Origin of the sequence: Fictibacillus arsenicus, assembly GCF_001999465.1 — a bacterium.
Taxonomy (GTDB): domain Bacteria; phylum Bacillota; class Bacilli; order Bacillales; family Fictibacillaceae; genus Fictibacillus; species Fictibacillus arsenicus.
The window spans coordinates 1,045,414-1,063,202 of sequence record NZ_MQMF01000001.1; the positions used below are offsets into that span (position 1 = coordinate 1,045,414).

Consider the following 17,789-nt stretch of genomic DNA (forward strand, 5'->3'; position numbering starts at 1 on the left):
GTTCAGTCCTAAATGTAAACACCAGATTACGTGTAAACCTGAATTAACTTTAGATTTTATCAAACTGGGATTTTTATCTTCCACATTGAGAATGGAGAAAATATCTGATTATCACCCTTAATTGATTAATTTCACATGAAGCATGCTATGATCGGAAACTTTGGCTTCTCTTTCTTGGTGTGAGTAGTAACAATTTTGGACATAGTTCTTAAACTTCTCTGGTACAAAACAATGATCGATTCGAAATCCATTTTTCATGTTGCTGTACCATGTATACTCTTTGTGCGCTGGATAACTGGTTCTCCAGGCATCTATATACCCTGACTGAATTAATGATTGGAGATGTTTCGTATGGGTAAAAGGAGTAAATTCTGAATCCTCAGGTAGACCTGTATTATAGTCTCCGATGATGATGAGTTTTTCATCTTGTTTATCTGCGGCAAATCGATTAAGCGCTTGCCAAAAAGGAGTTTGACTTTTCTTTAACGGGATATGAACACCGAGTATATTCCAGCCTTCTACATGAACATATAGCCATCGCGAGCTGTCTTCTGCAGGACCATCAGGAGTTTGGAGTAATGAAATGGGATGCTTTGAAAAAAGAATTAATCCATAGGTTTTATCATTTGGAGAGGATGTTGCCGAATGTAAGTATCCCTGCTGAAAAAGTTTCTCTTTTAACCAATGACCTTTTTCCCCTTCTGTATACTCGGATAAGACACAAACATCCGGATTATGGTTAAGAATAGAAGAAAGAATTTTGGGCAGCCGCTGCTTGCTGCCTCCTTGACGAATATTCCATGAAGAAATTTTCATGATAAATTATCCCCCTTTATGACTAATTAAAGCTAGCATGTGTTCAATAAAAAGCATGCAATCCCAGCAAGCTATGGTATTTTCGATATATTCAACTTTTTAGAATCAGGCAGTGTATCTCTACTCAATGTAACAATTAAAAATGAATAAAGATCAAAATGGGTGAAAAAAATAAATTCGCATCTGAAAATGGAGTGCGTTTCTTAAATGTAAAGATCCAGACCATAAAGTAAAAGATCCAGCTTGTACTACTTATTGTCACATTGTCACTTGATGAATCGACTGTTAGAATTTCCGCTTTTGAATTAGCTATATCCTCAATGGTGGATTGTTCATTAGCTTCGGAGATGAAAACTTCGGTGGTTTCTTCTTCTTGGCTTTATTCGTTCCTTGGCGATTCCTGTTCAGTACATTGTAAAAGGATGTGCGGTAACCATTGTCGTCATAACGACCTCCAACAACAAGAGAACTTTTCTATATTTTACCATATTAATCCATAAATTGAATTAAATAAACTCTTTCTAAAGTAACCCCTGGCCAGTCTGATCTCATTCCTTCTACAGGAAGAACCGTTCCACCCAGGGACCATGCACCGATAAAACCAGCATCACCTTGTATTATATTCTTCAAGAACTTGCCGTTCTTTAATACACCGCGCGCAACCGCCAGCTCAAACAACAGACCTTTCTTCTTTTGCTCTGCAAGCGATAGATTTATAACTACTTTCATAACAGTCACAAAGGTAATCCTTTTCTCCGCAGCGCAGCAAACACTCTCTCTTTCGACTCCTTGACCGATGCATTAGGCAAACCGACCACAACAACCATTCCATTCCTTCGACGACCTGCACTTCTACATATCTAAGAGAGCTTTTTGAGAGAGGATCATCCGTTTTTTCTATAAGAGAATGAAACGTTGAAAATAAACAGTATTATATTTTTTTGAATTTATTAGAGGTTAATAGTTTAAAAAACTAGTTGTGGCAGTTAATAAACAGGTGGAAAATGAACGCTTCTTATATGTAAATTAGCATGATTTTCTAAATGTACAAATTTTGATAATCAAAGATATTTATAAAAGAGGAATGTCTATTTCATCAATTGCTTGAAAACTACGACAGCACCTTTCCTTCATCGTCATACTATTTATTGATAAAGAAAGGAAGAAAATGAAACATCATAAATACAAAGTAATAGAAGTGTTAAAGCAGCTTAAGCATCCAACCAGTTATATCGATGCTTAATATGTTTCTCATAATGTTCCCTCCTCTTTGCCGCACCCAGCATTACCGTCAGTGTTCCGTAAAAATACTGTATAAAGCTAGTTTTTATTTTTCTTTGTTTATAATTAAAAACAGTTGTTTTAAATGCCTCTATAACAGTAGATGTTATATATTCAAGAGGTGTATCAAACTCCATTTTATTATAAACCATGTTGCTTTTTGCCAGAAGGTGTAGATTTCTATTGCGCGATCAAAGAAAGGTTTTACTGTCTGAATAAACATTTTTGGTACGGTATCTAGGTATAGTCGAGCTCTTTTAAAGCGGGCTCATTTTTAGCCTGTTGTGTAGAGACTTCTTTTCCCTGACGTATGTTTAGATCTTTATATTTAAAATTTATATAGAGATTCTCAGATTCCTTAACTATTTTACTGTCATCCCCCTTACTCTCACATGGATTCTCTTGTTTGTCTCGATGTGTCATTTGCATATCAATGGGTACATCAAATGGTTGAAAAACAAAAATATTATGGCTGAATCCACCACTCGACCTATATGTTTTGTGCGTCTTCAAAATCCCCTTATTTTTTGCTTTTCTAAGCATTCTTACGAAGGTTGCACGTGATATTCCTCCCTGCTTGGAAGAACAAGCAGATACAAGTGTCGCAATCTTGGCGTTCGCTACTCCCGGGACAACCACACTGTACTGACTCAAAACTTCAAATGCAATAAATTCTGAATGGGTAAACAAATCAGGATGATACTGCAGAAACCTCTCTTTATGATCGTTAAACTCCTCTACCGTTTTAAACTTGCTAAAATGCTTGAATTGATAAATGTTCCCTGCTCTCAATTTTCTTCCCCCTTTAATAATTGACTCATCTATAAGTGTTTTAAAGAGAAAGAAAAGAGCCATCGATGAGAAAAATTTTTTCAGAATACACGTAATGATGTTTATTCACTTGTGAGATGGGAAGAAAGGAGTTATGAGAGATTAAAAAGGAGTGATGTATAACATGTCTAACCAAAGTCATCCAACAGGACAACCCGCTCAGCACCAAAATCAACAGCCTGGTGTAGAATCAGAAATGACACCAAAGCCACAATCAGAGAGCCCCTCTTACAAGGGAAGTGGAAAACTAGAAGGAAAATCTTCACTGATCACAGGTGGTGACAGCGGTATTGGTAAAGCCGCTGCAATTGCTTTTGCTAAAGAAGGCGCAAATGTTGCCATCGTTTATTTAGAGGAAACAGGTGATGCAGAGGAAACGAAGCAGCAGATTGAACAAGAAGGTGTAAAGTGCTTACTTATACGAGGAGATATTGGAGATGAATCCTTCTGTGAACAAGCCGTTAGTGACGTTGTCGGTTCATTCGGCGGACTCGACGTTCTTGTGAATAATGCTGCTGAGCAGCATCCGCAGCAGAACTTTGAAGATATTACTGCAGAACAGTTAGAAAAAACGTTCCGCACGAATATTTTCTCTATGTTCCACTTAACGAAAGCTGCTCTTCCTCATTTAAAGCAAGGAAGCAGCATTATCAACACTGCATCTATTACAGCTTATCAAGGACATCCTGAACTGATTGATTATGCTTCAACAAAAGGAGCAATTGTTTCGTTCACCCGTTCGTTGTCGAATAACCTTGTTAAAAAGGGAATCCGCGTAAACGGTATTGCACCAGGTCCGATCTGGACTCCGCTTATTCCATCTACTTTTTCAGCTGATAAAGTGGAACAATTCGGTAAAGACACACCGATGGGGCGTCCGGGACAGCCTGAAGAACTCGCCCCCGCTTACGTGTATCTCGCAAGTGATGATTCTTCCTATGTTTCAGGGCAGATGATTCATATTAATGGTGGTAAAGTTGTGAATGGATAATGCAAAAGACCGGAGCCAAATAATTTAGCTTCGGTCCTTTTTATATGGATTGATCAAATTTTGATAATAACTCTTTAAAATGATAGTTTTGAATTTTTGAAGTGCTCCATCTTTTTTCAAGATGTCCAAGTTTCTTTTTTACGTAATCAAATGGTGCAGTTCCTTGATATTCATTCTCCAGGTAGAGTTCACATATGTTATTTCCTTTATAAATGATCTTTAAGCGATGGCCATTCAAATAGCACAGGTATATTCCGTCACCTAATCGAATCACGCTACACCTCCCAATCCACTTTTTCTGCAGCAAAGAATATGCGGACATCTTCCATACTCAATCCCTGTTCTTTTGCTTCCTGAATAAGTCTAACCCACTCTTCATCGACTTTTTCAATTGTTTTCGAATCCACAGTTACCCCCAGAACTTTTTATTTCTTATGTTATGCAAGAACAAATAAAAATTATTACCGATTGTTCAATATATAGAACGGTCAATTTATAAAAAAAGACACTGTTTTATTAATTATCACAAGTCTACTTACCAAACTTTCCACATATTTAATAATCTCTCTTTATAAAGAACGAAATAATTCACGATTAGTAATCTTTTATGTCTGTTTCCAAGCTGTGTTATGATTTCATTTCGAGAAGGAAAGATCCAAATTACAAGTTCTCTTAAACGATGAGCAAAAGAATCATAACTAAGAAACTGATAATCTAAAAAATTTAAATATTTATGAATGGCTTTCTTCTTAGGATGATTGCCCCTACCCTTGTTTTGGGCTAAATAAGGAAAATTCTTAAACTCCGTCAAAAACGGATACTGATTATATACGAGTGAGATCGTCCTAACTAATCTTCTCTTAGTTTGATGATATTCAGCCTCATTTATTAACCTTGTAAAATTCAAACTTAATGCAATCCTGTAAATCATCTGAATAATATCTAAATAATATTTCAGTGAATCCAAGTTATGTCTCCAGCCATGAAGGCAAATCATATAAAACGCATGATAATCTGAGAGTTCTTTTACATATTGATAAGTAGATTGAAAGCGTGTAGAATCACTCCAAAAAGCTTCAATATCCAGATTCGACGTATTCTCTTTTACCAAATCCCAATGTAATTCAACTGCCAATGGACAAGGTGAATTGGTAATTTCTTTATAAAAACCACAATGAAAATGTAATTCTATTTCTTCTTTTTCAGTATGAAATCCTAACTGTTTTATACATTCAGCTGCTTTGTTTACGTCTTTTTTCTTAACAAGTAAATCAATATCAGATGAATATCGAGAACCTAAGTCACCAAAATACTTTTCAGTAAATAGAGGACCTTTTAATGGAATTACTTCTATACGTTGTTTTTCGAATTCATTCAGGATTAGCATGGTTTGGTTTTTAATAAAAATGTTCTTGTAGAGTGTATCAGTATATATTTCTTGTAACTTATTTTGAAAAAAGTCTGGAGTTTGGTGGAGTTTGTTCTGTCTCTTTAATAGAGAGTAGGTAGTAGCACCAACTGATAGAAAGTCTTTGTCATTTAAGCAATCTTTAAATCGTTCTATTTCATTAGGAAGTTTTACTTTTTCATTAAACAATGTTTGGATGACCGTTTCTATCAAGATAAATGCCCCCTTTCTTATATCGTTCAAGAGTACATTTTTAAACGGTTGTTTAAAGGAAGACCCTGTAAAGTTCTATATAGTCCGTTTACGTTTATTAGTTCCTGATGTGTTCCTGTTTGTACAATTTCTCCTTCATCCATCACCATGATGACATCTGCATGCTGAATGGTTGATAGTCGATGAGCTATAACAATCGTCGTTCGATTCTTCATTAAATTATTTAATGCTTTTTGAACACGATGTTCCGTTTCATTATCTAAAGCTGAAGTTGCTTCATCTAACAAAAGAATTGGCGCATCCTTCAAAATGGCTCTTGCGATTGCTATTCTTTGCTTTTGACCTCCTGATAACTTAATCCCTCGCTCACCAATCTCAGTATTATATCCTTCAGGGAGCGAACAGATGAACTCATGAATATAAGCTGATTCTGCTGCACTCATCATTTTTTCTTCTGTTACTCCAGGACTAGCAAATAATAAATTTTCACGGATGGTTCCTGCAAACAAATAGGTTTCCTGAGGTACAAAAGCGATTGCACTTCTAAGTTCTGAAATACTAAGTCGGGTTGTGGGTATTCCGTTCAGTAAAATTTGACCGGACCGTGGCTGATAAAATCCTTGAAGAAGGTTAAATAATGTACTCTTTCCTGCTCCACTTGGACCGACCAGAGCCACCACTTTGTTTTCAGGAATTTCAATTGAAAGGTCTTTAAAAACACTATTATTTTTTTCATAACCAAAGGTCACGTTTTCAAACTCAATACCCACACTTCTTCTAACCAATGGGGTATACACCGGAAGATTTAATGATTCAGACTTTTGCTCCAGTATGTTAAAAATCCTTTCCAATGCAGATACAGAATGCTGAAACCCTGCCCATTTAGATGCAAGATCAGTTAGCGGATAAACGAGATGATGCACCAAGTTGATAAAAGTAAGCAATGCGCCTATGGTCAAAATTTTCACAGACACAAAGTAAGCCCCTAAAGAAATACTAATAAGATAAGATAATGAACTAATCAATTCCCCTCCAGCACTAAACCACCCCTGCAGCTTTGCATTTTGCAATTCCAACTGATACAGCTGTTCATTCTTTGTGGCATGTTTTTTATAAAATCCTTTTTCCATAAGAAAAGAACGAATCACTGGTAACCCTTGAAAAATTTCATTTAATACGGTATTAATCTGCCCATATAAATCGTGAATTTGCCTGCTATTCCGTCTTAATAAAAATCCAAAACCAATACTAGAAGCCACAGCAATTGGCGCAATAATCATACTTAACAAACAAAGCATCCAATTAATTTGGAACAAATAAATAAATACCGCAACATAAATAAAGGGAAGTCTGATGAAATTGATTAAACTACTTCCTATTACGCCATCAACACTATGTATATCATTTGTAAAATGTGATAAAAGTTCGCCTGAATGTACCTTAGAAGTAGAACTTGCAGGCAGACGTAAAATATGATGAAGAAGATTATCTTTCAGATCTTTTTTTACAGCGTTCGTCGCCACCGTGTCATAATAAATGCTAACAAAACCGGAACCAATACTTAGTCCAGTCAGAATTATACCTATTAGGATTAGATCTTTTATTCGTTCGAGATCTGAATGGATAGCCGCATCTGTAATATTTCCAAAAAACCATGCAAACGAAAGAATTAATGCAATATCAACTCCAAGCAAAGAAAATAGAATGATATAAGCTTTCCAATACTTTCTGATAAAGGGTGCTAGCAGCCTAAAGGTTTTCCTAACATCCCTCATGGAAAGGTATGGTCTTATTGTAATTAATATTAATCTCATTTTTAAGATCATACACTCAGCTCCACGTTCAGTTAGTATTGGAAATCTCCCTTCCTGTAAATAAACTTACGCAACAGTTTGGACATCATTGGAAGGTTAATGATCAACAAACTCCAAAGGTTATTCCTTATATTCTTCAGATCCACCTTTTTCTTTTTTCTTTCAATTGCAGTCATCTTTCCTAAGATTTGTTCTTGTGTAATCGGTTCATCGAAAAGAAGATTTGTATCTCCTTTAAAAAGATAATAGGTTTGATTATCTTTATGTATTCTTTTCATAAATCTGTGTGCTATTAATCGGTTCGTACCCACTGTAAATAAAACAATATCCCCTCTTTTATAGGTTTTCGGATCACAAGCATCAAAATGACAGATGTCTCCTTGTCTAATGAATGGAAACATACTCTTACCATGAGCTGGAAGTAAAATACTTCCCTTTTTTTTCACAACACGTCGTACTAAATCTACGGTTACTTGGTTAACTTGCATGCTCTAACAACCCGTAGCTAATTAAATCTGATAAGAAATTTTCAACATCTTGCTGGACTGTCTCAATTGAACTCTTGGCATTATATTTATCTGTTACAGCCTGGACTAACATATCTAATGATCTTGGTTGTGTAAGTAATGACCAGCAAAATCCACCCACTTCGTTTAATTTAGTAATTGTATAAAGATGAGTATCGAGTATGACCCATTCATCTTCCAGTTGAGTCGCTTCACATTGATCCCGCTGCACATATTTTACATTCACGATATCAGCTCCCAAAACCTATTGTTTTTTTCAAAATGCAGCTTATAGATCGGTACCTGTTTCACCAGAAGATTTAAAAGTTGAATGATTCGCGCGGTTTCTTCTGAGTGATATGGCCAATAGAAAACTTTATCAATTAACTGAATAAGGGAATCTGCTTTGTTAATCAAAACCCTCTCATTTTGCAATGCCTGGTTTAAGAATTGAATGCTCTTTAATGGATAAGCATATTGTAGATGCAGAGGTTTAAGCTCACTTCTAAATGGCGAGTCGTAAACGATTACCGCATCTTCCGTAATTTTTATAATAGAAGCCTCGTCAGAAAGTAGTTTACGTGGTTCTGAGAGTCTTGCAATCGTTGATTTCCCAGCTCCCGATTGTCCAGCAAAAAGATGTGCAACTCGAAGTTCAACCGCACATGAAGAATGTATCAACAACCCCCAATTGTGATGAACCAGAAAAGCACTAAATAAGTTCATTAGCGCATGTTTTAAAGCTAGCTCGTTATGTACAGAGATCACGGCATGCTGAAAAAGATTATTAACTTCAATTAGATAGTCCGCTCTCTTGTAAAATATTTTGCAATCAACTGATTTAGTAGAAACATCATAGTTAACGAACGGTACACCATAGTTATTCTTTATTACAATTGTAATATCAGGCTTTTGAACTTGTGCTTTTGTAAGAGTAATAAAATGTGTACAAAGAAACTCTTTGAACACGTTTGTTGTACATTGTATTTCGAATATGAAATCTCCTATTTTTGTAGGAAAATTTAGCATATTAAAAATCCCTCCTAAATAATTCGGAAGAGCCAAAGATAGTTTATCTATGACTCTCACAAATTATCTTTTTCTGCCTCTCCCTCTGCCTCTTCCAGGTGCTCCAGCTCCACCTGGAGTAGGATTTGGGTTGTTTGGCGGCCAATTCACCCCATCATTTCCGGTTCCAGGATGATTTAAATTACCTTTACCAGGATTCCAGCTTTGAGCTGTTTCAAATCGAACAGGTTGGTGACTTAGCACTTCTGGCTTCTGGTATCCAGTTGGATTTTTCGTCCGCTCCAAAACTTATACCTCCTTCATTAATCCATGTGAATTTTATACAATATCGTAAAGCTATATTCATTATATTGTTATTTTTGTTCACTTTAAAGAACATTTCTTCGACAATACTCGCAATAGTTTCATTGATTTAAAAAGGTTGAAAGTTGTTTTAGTTTAGAGTTTCTTTTAACAAAATAACTTCTATGGATGATATACCATACAACTATGATTCCGATTAAGTTCTTCAAAAGATCGAGAAGAGAAAAAGAACGGTAAGGTACTACTATTTGATGGATCTCGTCTATCAATCCATAACTAACGGCAATAAAAAAGCAGAGCCATTCTTTTGATATAGTTAAGCTGCCATAGCTTAATATCATTAGGATTAGAAGGAAATACAAGATTCCAAATTCAAATAAATGTCCTAACTCAAGTGCCATTCCAATCATCAGAAGAATTCTTTCATCAACCGTGTAAGTTAATTCATAGATAGATTCTGGGTTAAAGTGACTGGATTGCAGCCAAATTAACCACATATAGATTAAAGGAAGGATTGTTAGACAGAGTCTTAAAGAAACTTTCTTAAAAATATGTCATCATCTCCAGTTATTCATGGTTAGTTACATCATTTTTCTTCCATTTAATAAACTCTATCAACTCTCGGTACTCATGTATTCTTTCCTTATTAATGCCTAGACTTTTAAGTTCAACAACAAATTCAACCCACTCTTTTTCAAGATGCGTATTGTCATGTTCCATTTGATTGCTTAGCAAAAATTTTACATCGACCTCTAGGACAGTAGCTATTTTTTCTATAACTTGTATGGAAGGATTCCTGTTTAATTTTCTTTCAATGTTACTTAAATAAGACTTAGATACTTTTGATCGATCGGCCAATTCAGAGAGCGTAATCCCTTTCATTTTCCGAAGTTCATAAATATTTCTCCCGATCATAATGTGTTAACCTCTTTTTAGTTTAGTGGTGTTACGCTTACTTCTATGTAGAAAAAGAGTAAGACAAATTTATTGCCTTACTCTTTAGATTCTCTAACCTGATATCACGTATGGTTGATTAATAATCAGAACAGATTTGATGCAACTTATAACACGCAGCTGGTCCGCTTTTGTCATATTTGTACCTGACGGAAGACAAATTCCTGAATTAAAAAGGGCTTCTGAAACACTGTAGTCCTTTTCGTGTGAGAAGTATGCTGCATCTTGAAATAAAGGCTGCAGATGCAGAGGTTTCCAAACTGGACGTGCCTCAATATTTTCTTCTGCTAAAGCTTCTATCAGTGTATTTGCAGAAACTCCTGTAACTTTTTCCTCTATAGTTAATGCCGTTAGCCAACGATTGGTGTAAGTTCCTTCAAGTTCTGGCATGAAGTTTAAACCTGGTAATTCAGCTAACTCTTCATAATAAAAATTGAATACATCTCTTTTTTCCATTACCCTCTGCTCCAAAACCTCCAGCTGACCTCGGCCAACTCCAGCAAGAATATTACTCATCCGGTAGTTGTATCCCATCTGGCTATGCTGATAATGAATGGCTTCATCCCGCGCTTGTGTGGATAAGAAGCGCGCTTTGTTTATTGCCTCAGTATCCTCAGAAACCAGCATGCCGCCGCCAGATGTCGTTATAATTTTATTACCGTTAAATGAGTAAATACCAAACTTTCCGAAAGTTCCGCTTGCCTTTCCTTTATATGAGGATCCTAGTGATTCTGCTGCATCCTCAATAATAGGAACATTATATCCGTTACAAATAGCAAGGATTTCATCCATTTTTGCACTTTGGCCATATAGATTTACAACAATAACTGCTTTTGGCAGCTTTCCGTTTAATGCTGCTACTTTAAATGCTTTTTCAAGGGCTTGAAGTGACATATTCCATGTATCTGGTTCCGAATCTATAAACACAGGTTCAGCACCCTGATAAAGGATAGGGTTAGCACTTGCCACAAAAGTAAGACTCGAACAAAAAACAATGTCACCTTTTCCCACACCTAACAAAGAAAGAGCAAGATGAATGGCTGCGGTTCCAGAACTTAACGCAACACCTTCACTTGCTCCAACATATGCAGATAATTCTTTTTCAAAAGCATCAACATTTGGACCAAGTGGCGCGATCCAATTCGTATTAAACGCTTGTTTAACATACTTCTGTTCATTCCCACTCATGTGCGGCGCGGAAAGGAAAATCCTTTTCTTAGTTGAATGATGTGGCATGTGGTAACCTCCTTTATACAACTTGTAATTTAAACAAATGTTTTAATTTTTCTATATGAAATAGTTCTTTCATGTCATTAATTTGATAATCTGCTTCATACTCATTAGAAACTTTTGCTTGTGAATAGATTCCCTCATATCTGTTTATATGAACAGTAAGCCAGCCAAGTTTTTTTGCGGTTACAAAATCTTTGTTTACATTATCACCAATATAAATACATTCAGAAGGTATACTTTTCAACTTCAAACTTGCAAGTTCATAAGGAAGAGGATCTGGTTTCCAATGATCCCTACCTAGTTCATCAGTAAAGATAACTGTGTCGAATTTTTCTTGTATTCCTAATGCATCAAATTTTTGTTTTTGAGAGGATAAATATCCGTCTGTTATTAGACCTACTTTAATCGAATCTTGCAAGTTGTTTAATACGTATCTTGCATCCTCTAAAAGAGATATAATGGGTGTGTGATTTCTATAAACATCGATTAACTGGCATATAAAATCCTTGTTGTACCTTACCTTTAATGAATCTAAAACCCTATTAAAAATGTACTTTTTTTCTCCTTTACCAAAGAGCTCTATCGCATGATGATAAAAACCGAATAGTCCTATGGTTTCCTCAAGCCATTTATCTACAGCCGAAAAACCGCTTAAAACATAATCCGTTTCTTTAAATAAAGTATCATCCATATCGAAAACTACAGCTTTAATTGGCATACTCAAACTTCTCCGTAAATACAGCCTCATCATACCTAAGCATGGTTAAACCTTCCTGCCAAGAAAGATCTGTCTCATTAAAAACAGTTTCATCAATCAAATCTATTGCCCATTTTGGAAAATTAGCACCTGCTTTTATAGCCAAAGGTACACCACCTCCAAAACGAGGGTTAATCTCAATGAACGTGATTTCCCCATTATCCTTTTTAAAACATTGTAAGGTTATACACCCAACCGCCCCCGGAAGCTTCTTCACTACATCTTTTACAGCATCAATTATAGAAGAATCTTTTCTGGTAATACCTTTGCTCACTTCTCCAGCTCTAGTTTCTATTCGCAAACGTGGGACGATTGTTTTAATATTCCCCTGCATATCTACCATTACATCAATCGTATATTCCTCGCCTTTCACAAATTCTTGAACCATCGCGTTCTGAATATAACTTTTGAAAAACATTAATTCATTTAAATTATTTACTTTCGTAACACCAATACTTGAACTGCCATTCCTAGGCTTTATAAGTAATGGGAATTGAAACTCCCTATTATTCAATTCGTCATCACTATAGACTTTTGGCGTTAATATCTTATTTTCATAAAAGAATTTATAGGTTTCTACTTTATCGTAGGCTATGTCATTTAACTGATTGCTTGAAACCAGAACTTTTACTCCCAGCTCATCAAATCTTTTTCTGTTTTTCGATAGAACAGTTAGTTCTGTATCAATCAACGGTATTAAGAGTTTAATATTTTCATTTATACAGATACTGACTAATTCGTTAATATAATTCGGATTATTAACTCTTGAAACAATGTAATGCTTATCACTAAAAAATGTAGTTGGTGCATTATTTTTATTATCTGCTGTAATTATTTTACCGGTCAGATTATTATCAGCAATACAGTCTTTAAACATATTAATTAAAGACACTCTTCGACCCGAACTCGTAAATAAAATGTTAGCTTCACATTTTTTCATATTCTGTTAAACTCCCCTTGTAAACCGGCATTGTAGCATGGTTAGCATGTTTTATCCCTTCAGTCTTAAATACTTTCTTAAAGGTCAGTAATAATATCTTTAAATCTAGTAAAAAACTGTGGTTTTGTGCATACCAGACGTCTAGTCTAAATTTCTCTTCCCAAGAAATTGTGTTTCTTCCATTTACTTGTGCCCATCCAGTTATACCAGGCTTAACATCATGTCTCTTCATCTGTTCTTTTGTATATAGCTCCAAGTAACTCATTAACAATGGACGTGGTCCTACAAGACTAATATCGCCTTTCAGGACATTCCATAGCTGTGGCAGCTCATCTAGACTATACTTTCTTAAGAACTGACCAAAAGCAGTTAACCGAACTTCATCAGGTAATAGATTACCCAAGCTATCTCGTTGCTCTGTCATCGTTCGAAATTTATATAGATAAAACGGTTTTGCCTGAAGTCCTGGTCTCTGTTGTTTAAAGATAACGGGAGAGCCTAATTTTCTTTTTACTAAGATAGCAACAACACCCATTATCAAGATAAAAAGAAACAACAAACCCGTCGCACAAAAAACATCAAACGCTCTCTTCATATCTTTCAATCTCCCAATAGTCTTGATTTAGAGAACCAATAATCTGCTTTTTTAGCTCATTGATCATTTCTTGAGCACCATGAATTTGGAGGTTTTCCCCTTTTTGTTGCACGTCCATTAGAATGTTTTTCAATTGATCTTGTGTTAATTTTTCAAACAGGTTCATTTCGTACCCTCACTTCTTTCTAAAATAAAACTTATGGTGCTAATTGTATGCTTGTTACGTGGTCTTGCGTTTTAGTGTATCCTGCTGGGTTATTTGATTGCCATTTCCAAGTATCTTTACACATATCTGTTAAGGTTTTTTCAGCAACCCAATTTAGGTTCTGATTAGCTTTTTGTGTATCCGCAAAGCAAATACCAACATCACCAGGTCGTCGATCTTTTATTACATATGGAATTTCCTGTCCAGATGCCTGTTCAAACGCATCAACCATTTCAAGAACACTATGGCCAAAACCGCTTCCTAAATTGTATGCATCAACCCCGGTTGTTAAAAGTACACGTTCAAGAGCTTTTAGATGACCTTTTGCTAAATCTACAACGTGAATATAATCTCTGACTCCAGTCCCATCCACAGTCTCATAGTCATCTCCAAATACATTAAGCTGCTCAAGTTTTCCAGCTGCCACTTGTGATATATATGGCATTAAATTGTTTGGAATGCCGTTGGGATCCTCACCAATCCTTCCGCTTTCATGAGCACCAATCGGGTTGAAATAACGCAAAAGAGCAACACTCCACCTCTTATCAGACACATACAGATCACGTAAAATTTCTTCGATCATCTGTTTTGTGCGTCCATAGGGATTTGTTGCTCCTAAAGGAAAATCTTCAGTTATCGGTATTTGGTGGGGTATGCCATAAACAGTAGCGGAGGAACTAAACACTAAGTCATGAACTCCATGCTTATTCATCACATCACAAAGGTTAAGTGTACCGGTGATGTTATTGTGATAATACTTTAGCGGCTCACAAACTGATTCTCCCACCGCTTTGTATCCCGCAAAGTGGATTACAGCATTTATATCATGCCGTGAAAAAATAGAATCAATAGCTTCCTTGCTAAGGAGATCGACTTCATAAAAAGTGAAGTTTTTTCCTGTGATTTCTTTGATTCGGGAAAGAACTTCTGGCTTGCTGTTTGAAAAGTTATCTAACACCACTAACTCATAACCAGTATTTAATAACTCTACACATGCATGACTACCGATATACCCTGCCCCGCCAGTGATTAGAATTGCCAAGTGAATTCCTCCTTTTATCCATAAAAAAATACACCGATAATAAGGTGTACTTAAGTGTTATAAGATCGTTTGAATAAATTTTTGGGCTTAACATTTTGAACAATACCAGTCAAAATACTAATTAGATACTCAAATTCCTCACTTTTTCTAAACAAAATGAAAAAGATAACATTAGGAATAATCATACAAAGAACGAATTTTATCGAAAAGTTAGCTACGGTATTTACTGGTAACAACATTGAAAAAACTTCTATAATAAAAATTGAAGCTAATACTAAAATTGTAAATAATCCGTATCTGAAATAATAGGATTGAATGGTCGTCTTAAACTCATACTTATAAATGACATAAGGATCGTACCAGAAGTATGTACACATTCTACTAATAACCGTTCCTAAAAATACTCCCGCTACCCCTATCTGGTTTGCTAAATATATAGATGCTGCAATATTAATTAATGCAGCAACAATTGGTCTGTATTTTCCTTTCTTAAATAAACCCGTAGTTTCTCTAAATATAGTAGTTGTATTTTGCATACCTGCTGTGAAAAAATTAAGGACAATAAAAAACAAGACTACTTCTGAAAACAAAAATTCTGGACCAAGCCAAAAGTTGATAATTGGATTTATCAGGATCCATAAAAAAACAGAAATTAGCCCATAGATCCAAAAGTTAACTAAATTTAGAACACGAAAGATAAAAAATTTCTTTTCCGCATTTTCTGTCGTGTTTAAATTACCAACACTGGCAGTTACAGAATAAAAAATGTAACCAAGTAAAGTGTTTATTGTATTGATAATTAATAAATAATTTGAATATATACCGACCCATTTCAATCCAATAAATGAAGAAATCACAATATTATCGGTACCGTTTATCACAACCCCACTTATTTTGTATAACAACAAAGAATACAAGTTTTCAAAGAAAGATCTCTTCTCTTCTTTAGTAAGTTTTGATTCATTCTTTTCCTTTAACAATGGATAGAGTTTATTTGCTATATGAGCGGTATATATATTTTCTAAGTTTCTACAAATTATTTGAACGATTAGGAACACGATGTAATTTGCGGTTAGCAATAAAAGCATAACTTGAAATAAATTAGTCAAAATGACAGATGCCGTATGAATCTTAGAAATAACATGATGACGTTGATCTGCTATTACAATAGATTGCTTATAAATAAATAAATAGGATAGCACTGAATTAATAAGGAAAAGTAAGTATATTAGATTAATATTGTTTACTGTTGTTTCTCCATTCATTAATGATGGTAAGAAAGGCATAATGCTTATACCTATTACCAATACAGCTAAAGCAACAATTCTATATGCTTTTTTATAAAGATTCATTAATGCCTGAATTTGATAATAATTCTTTTCTGCTAAGGGTTTATAAAGACTATAAATAATAGCTGTATCGAACCCTAGATTAGCAAGTGACAACATCATTAATATACTTGAGAACAAACCATCAATCCCTAAGTACTCAACCCCTAACATATAAATGAAAATGGTCCTAACTATAAAACCCAAAATGATACTGATGAATTGACTAGACAAACCGAAAAAGATATTTTTAAGTGAATTCTGTACTCTCATATTAAATATCTTCAGTTCGTAAATTATTTAACTTAATCCTGATTTTTCGTTTTATGATAGGTAAGAAATTCATTACTCGGTATTTTAGCAATGCTTTTTGCCGTTCCTTTAAAAAGTTGTAACTTAGAAACCAATCTAGTAAGTCTGGATATAACACTTTTTTATGATTTTCTTTCATTTTAGATTGAATAAGGATCCAGTATATTTTAATAAATGTATCTGTAAAAAATTTAACCTCATTATCGAGTTTGATTTTCAAGTCGTCAGATAGATTATTTGGCAAGTGAAATCCAAACTCTTCTGGATTCATACCCTCAGCAATTATTCCAAAGATTGTTCTTAAGCACTTCTCACATTTACAACAATTGTACTCATTCTTAAAACAAACCCTCACTTTAATAGGAGAATTGTTTTTAGAATAATCTACTAAAACCTTAACTTTATCTTGCCGGTTCAGCTCATAACCATCATGAAAAACGTTACCCGAACTATATTTAATTTTATTATCTATAGTTGGATCAGAAGCGCAGCTAATTTTAAGCAATGGTGAGTTAGAACTAGCTATATAAATACATTGCACCTTCAACTTATGAGCTATAGGAATAGGTGCTGAAATAATTGCCAGTCCATGATGAAGACCATGCCACCAAGTATCTCCCAGCTTTTTACTAAAATCAGCATCTATTATCTGAGCTTTAATAAAAGTTCCGTAGTTTGACTGAATAAGTACATTCTCTAGGTTATAGCGATTCGCAAATTCTATCGCATTATTTTTATCAGCTTCCCAGACTTCACTATAATTGGTGTCATTTTGATGCCATCCATACTCTGTTATTAGTAAAGGCTTCTTATCTTTAATCCGGATAAAAGTTGTTACGGCGTCAAGTCCTCCACTAAACAAAGCAGCTGCTTCAACTTCAGGTTCATACTTATTTTCAACTATTTTTTTAACAGAAACATCGCCATATAACAAGATATGAGGAAACATTTCTTGATAAGCAGCTTTAACTTCTTTCAAACAATTAAAAAAGGACTTATCCAACTCCGTAATCGACAATGTGGAGTTTGTAAGCCAGGTTAAAGGGATTACATTAGAGACAAAAGGAATTGCTAATATACTTTCGGGAACATCGGTGATTTCATAATTGTACTCAAAAAATAAATGATTATTTTTATTAAAATATTTCTGAAGATCACTACTAACACTAAAGAAATAATCTACTCTGTTTTTATCTACATAAACCTTATTAAGTGTTATATTGCCCATTTC

22 protein-coding genes are annotated in these 17,789 nt (G+C 34.8%); 1 reads left to right on the forward strand and 21 read right to left on the reverse strand.

Going from position 1 to position 17,789, the window contains the following annotated elements; all coding sequences use genetic code 11:
- Positions 1 to 117: 117 nt before the first annotated feature.
- The 3 genes from UN64_RS05070 to UN64_RS05085 all read right to left on the reverse strand — a co-directional run bounded on the left by UN64_RS05070 (position 118) and on the right by UN64_RS05085 (position 2,889).
- Positions 118 to 816, reverse strand: coding sequence for an endonuclease/exonuclease/phosphatase family protein (locus tag UN64_RS05070; RefSeq protein ID WP_077360313.1), 699 nt, complete (start codon positions 814 to 816; stop codon positions 118 to 120).
- Between the two features lie 489 nt (positions 817 to 1,305).
- Complete coding sequence (locus UN64_RS05075) at positions 1,306 to 1,614, reverse strand: magnesium chelatase domain-containing protein (protein WP_077360315.1); 309 nt, start codon at positions 1,612 to 1,614, stop codon at positions 1,306 to 1,308.
- Between the two features lie 720 nt (positions 1,615 to 2,334).
- Positions 2,335 to 2,889, reverse strand: a complete 555-nt coding sequence (locus UN64_RS05085; protein WP_077360319.1) for a hypothetical protein — start codon at positions 2,887 to 2,889, stop codon at positions 2,335 to 2,337.
- A 163-nt stretch (positions 2,890 to 3,052) separates the two neighbouring features.
- On the opposite strand from UN64_RS05085, the gene UN64_RS05090 reads away from it, so the two are divergent.
- Complete coding sequence (locus UN64_RS05090; protein WP_077360321.1) at positions 3,053 to 3,919, forward strand: SDR family oxidoreductase; 867 nt, start codon at positions 3,053 to 3,055, stop codon at positions 3,917 to 3,919.
- Between the two features lie 40 nt (positions 3,920 to 3,959).
- Here the strand turns inward: UN64_RS05090 and UN64_RS05095 are convergent, their stop codons facing one another.
- From UN64_RS05095 to UN64_RS05180, 18 genes are all read right to left on the reverse strand, one after another.
- Positions 3,960 to 4,193, reverse strand: coding sequence for a hypothetical protein (locus tag UN64_RS05095; RefSeq protein WP_077360323.1), 234 nt, complete (start codon positions 4,191 to 4,193; stop codon positions 3,960 to 3,962).
- A gap of 1 nt (position 4,194) precedes the next feature.
- Positions 4,195 to 4,326, reverse strand: a complete 132-nt coding sequence (locus UN64_RS05100; RefSeq protein ID WP_139343019.1) for an anti-repressor SinI family protein — start codon at positions 4,324 to 4,326, stop codon at positions 4,195 to 4,197.
- A 128-nt stretch (positions 4,327 to 4,454) separates the two neighbouring features.
- Entirely contained in the window at positions 4,455 to 5,540 is a 1,086-nt protein-coding gene (locus UN64_RS05105; RefSeq protein ID WP_171978799.1) for a nucleotidyltransferase family protein, read from the reverse strand.
- A 26-nt stretch (positions 5,541 to 5,566) separates the two neighbouring features.
- Positions 5,567 to 7,366: an ABC transporter ATP-binding protein gene (locus UN64_RS05110; RefSeq protein WP_077360329.1), complete on the reverse strand. Its 1,800-nt coding sequence runs from the start codon at positions 7,364 to 7,366 to the stop codon at positions 5,567 to 5,569.
- Between the two features lie 20 nt (positions 7,367 to 7,386).
- Complete coding sequence (locus UN64_RS05115) at positions 7,387 to 7,842, reverse strand: signal peptidase I (protein ID WP_077360331.1); 456 nt, start codon at positions 7,840 to 7,842, stop codon at positions 7,387 to 7,389.
- Entirely contained in the window at positions 7,832 to 8,107 is a 276-nt protein-coding gene (locus UN64_RS05120; protein ID WP_077360333.1) for a PqqD family protein, read from the reverse strand. The genes UN64_RS05115 and UN64_RS05120 overlap by 11 nt, the downstream gene beginning before the upstream one ends.
- Positions 8,104 to 8,889, reverse strand: a complete 786-nt coding sequence (locus UN64_RS05125) for a hypothetical protein (RefSeq protein ID WP_077360335.1) — start codon at positions 8,887 to 8,889, stop codon at positions 8,104 to 8,106. The genes UN64_RS05120 and UN64_RS05125 overlap by 4 nt, the downstream gene beginning before the upstream one ends.
- Positions 8,890 to 8,952: 63 nt before the next feature.
- Complete coding sequence (locus UN64_RS05130) at positions 8,953 to 9,174, reverse strand: hypothetical protein (protein WP_077360337.1); 222 nt, start codon at positions 9,172 to 9,174, stop codon at positions 8,953 to 8,955.
- Positions 9,175 to 9,293: 119 nt separating this feature from the next.
- The gene (locus tag UN64_RS05135; RefSeq protein WP_077360339.1) at positions 9,294 to 9,689 is read right to left on the reverse strand and encodes a VanZ family protein; all 396 of its coding nucleotides are present in this window, start codon (positions 9,687 to 9,689) and stop codon (positions 9,294 to 9,296) included.
- A 70-nt stretch (positions 9,690 to 9,759) separates the two neighbouring features.
- The gene (locus UN64_RS05140) at positions 9,760 to 10,107 is read right to left on the reverse strand and encodes a helix-turn-helix domain-containing protein (RefSeq protein ID WP_077360341.1); all 348 of its coding nucleotides are present in this window, start codon (positions 10,105 to 10,107) and stop codon (positions 9,760 to 9,762) included.
- A gap of 93 nt (positions 10,108 to 10,200) precedes the next feature.
- Complete coding sequence (locus tag UN64_RS05145; protein WP_077360343.1) at positions 10,201 to 11,382, reverse strand: DegT/DnrJ/EryC1/StrS family aminotransferase; 1,182 nt, start codon at positions 11,380 to 11,382, stop codon at positions 10,201 to 10,203.
- Positions 11,383 to 11,395: 13 nt separating this feature from the next.
- Positions 11,396 to 12,097 carry an HAD family hydrolase gene (locus tag UN64_RS05150; protein ID WP_077360345.1) on the reverse strand — a complete coding sequence of 234 codons (702 nt, stop codon included), beginning with the start codon at positions 12,095 to 12,097 and terminating at the stop codon, positions 11,396 to 11,398.
- On the reverse strand, positions 12,087 to 13,076 hold the full coding sequence (locus UN64_RS05155) for an ATP-grasp domain-containing protein (protein ID WP_077360347.1): 990 nt from the start codon (positions 13,074 to 13,076) through the stop codon (positions 12,087 to 12,089). Before UN64_RS05155 ends, UN64_RS05150 begins: the two co-directional genes overlap by 11 nt.
- Positions 13,063 to 13,671: a sugar transferase gene (locus UN64_RS05160; RefSeq protein WP_077360349.1), complete on the reverse strand. Its 609-nt coding sequence runs from the start codon at positions 13,669 to 13,671 to the stop codon at positions 13,063 to 13,065. The genes UN64_RS05155 and UN64_RS05160 overlap by 14 nt, the downstream gene beginning before the upstream one ends.
- Positions 13,655 to 13,837, reverse strand: a complete 183-nt coding sequence (locus UN64_RS05165) for a YwzD family small protein (RefSeq protein ID WP_077360351.1) — start codon at positions 13,835 to 13,837, stop codon at positions 13,655 to 13,657. The genes UN64_RS05160 and UN64_RS05165 overlap by 17 nt, the downstream gene beginning before the upstream one ends.
- A 31-nt stretch (positions 13,838 to 13,868) precedes the next feature.
- Entirely contained in the window at positions 13,869 to 14,918 is a 1,050-nt protein-coding gene (gene galE / locus UN64_RS05170) for a UDP-glucose 4-epimerase GalE (protein WP_077360353.1), read from the reverse strand.
- 50 nt (positions 14,919 to 14,968) lie between these two features.
- On the reverse strand, positions 14,969 to 16,519 hold the full coding sequence (locus UN64_RS05175; protein ID WP_077360355.1) for a lipopolysaccharide biosynthesis protein: 1,551 nt from the start codon (positions 16,517 to 16,519) through the stop codon (positions 14,969 to 14,971).
- Between the two features lies 1 nt (position 16,520).
- Positions 16,521 to 17,786: a peptidase gene (locus UN64_RS05180; protein ID WP_077360357.1), complete on the reverse strand. Its 1,266-nt coding sequence runs from the start codon at positions 17,784 to 17,786 to the stop codon at positions 16,521 to 16,523.
- Between the last annotated feature and the right edge of the window lie 3 nt (positions 17,787 to 17,789).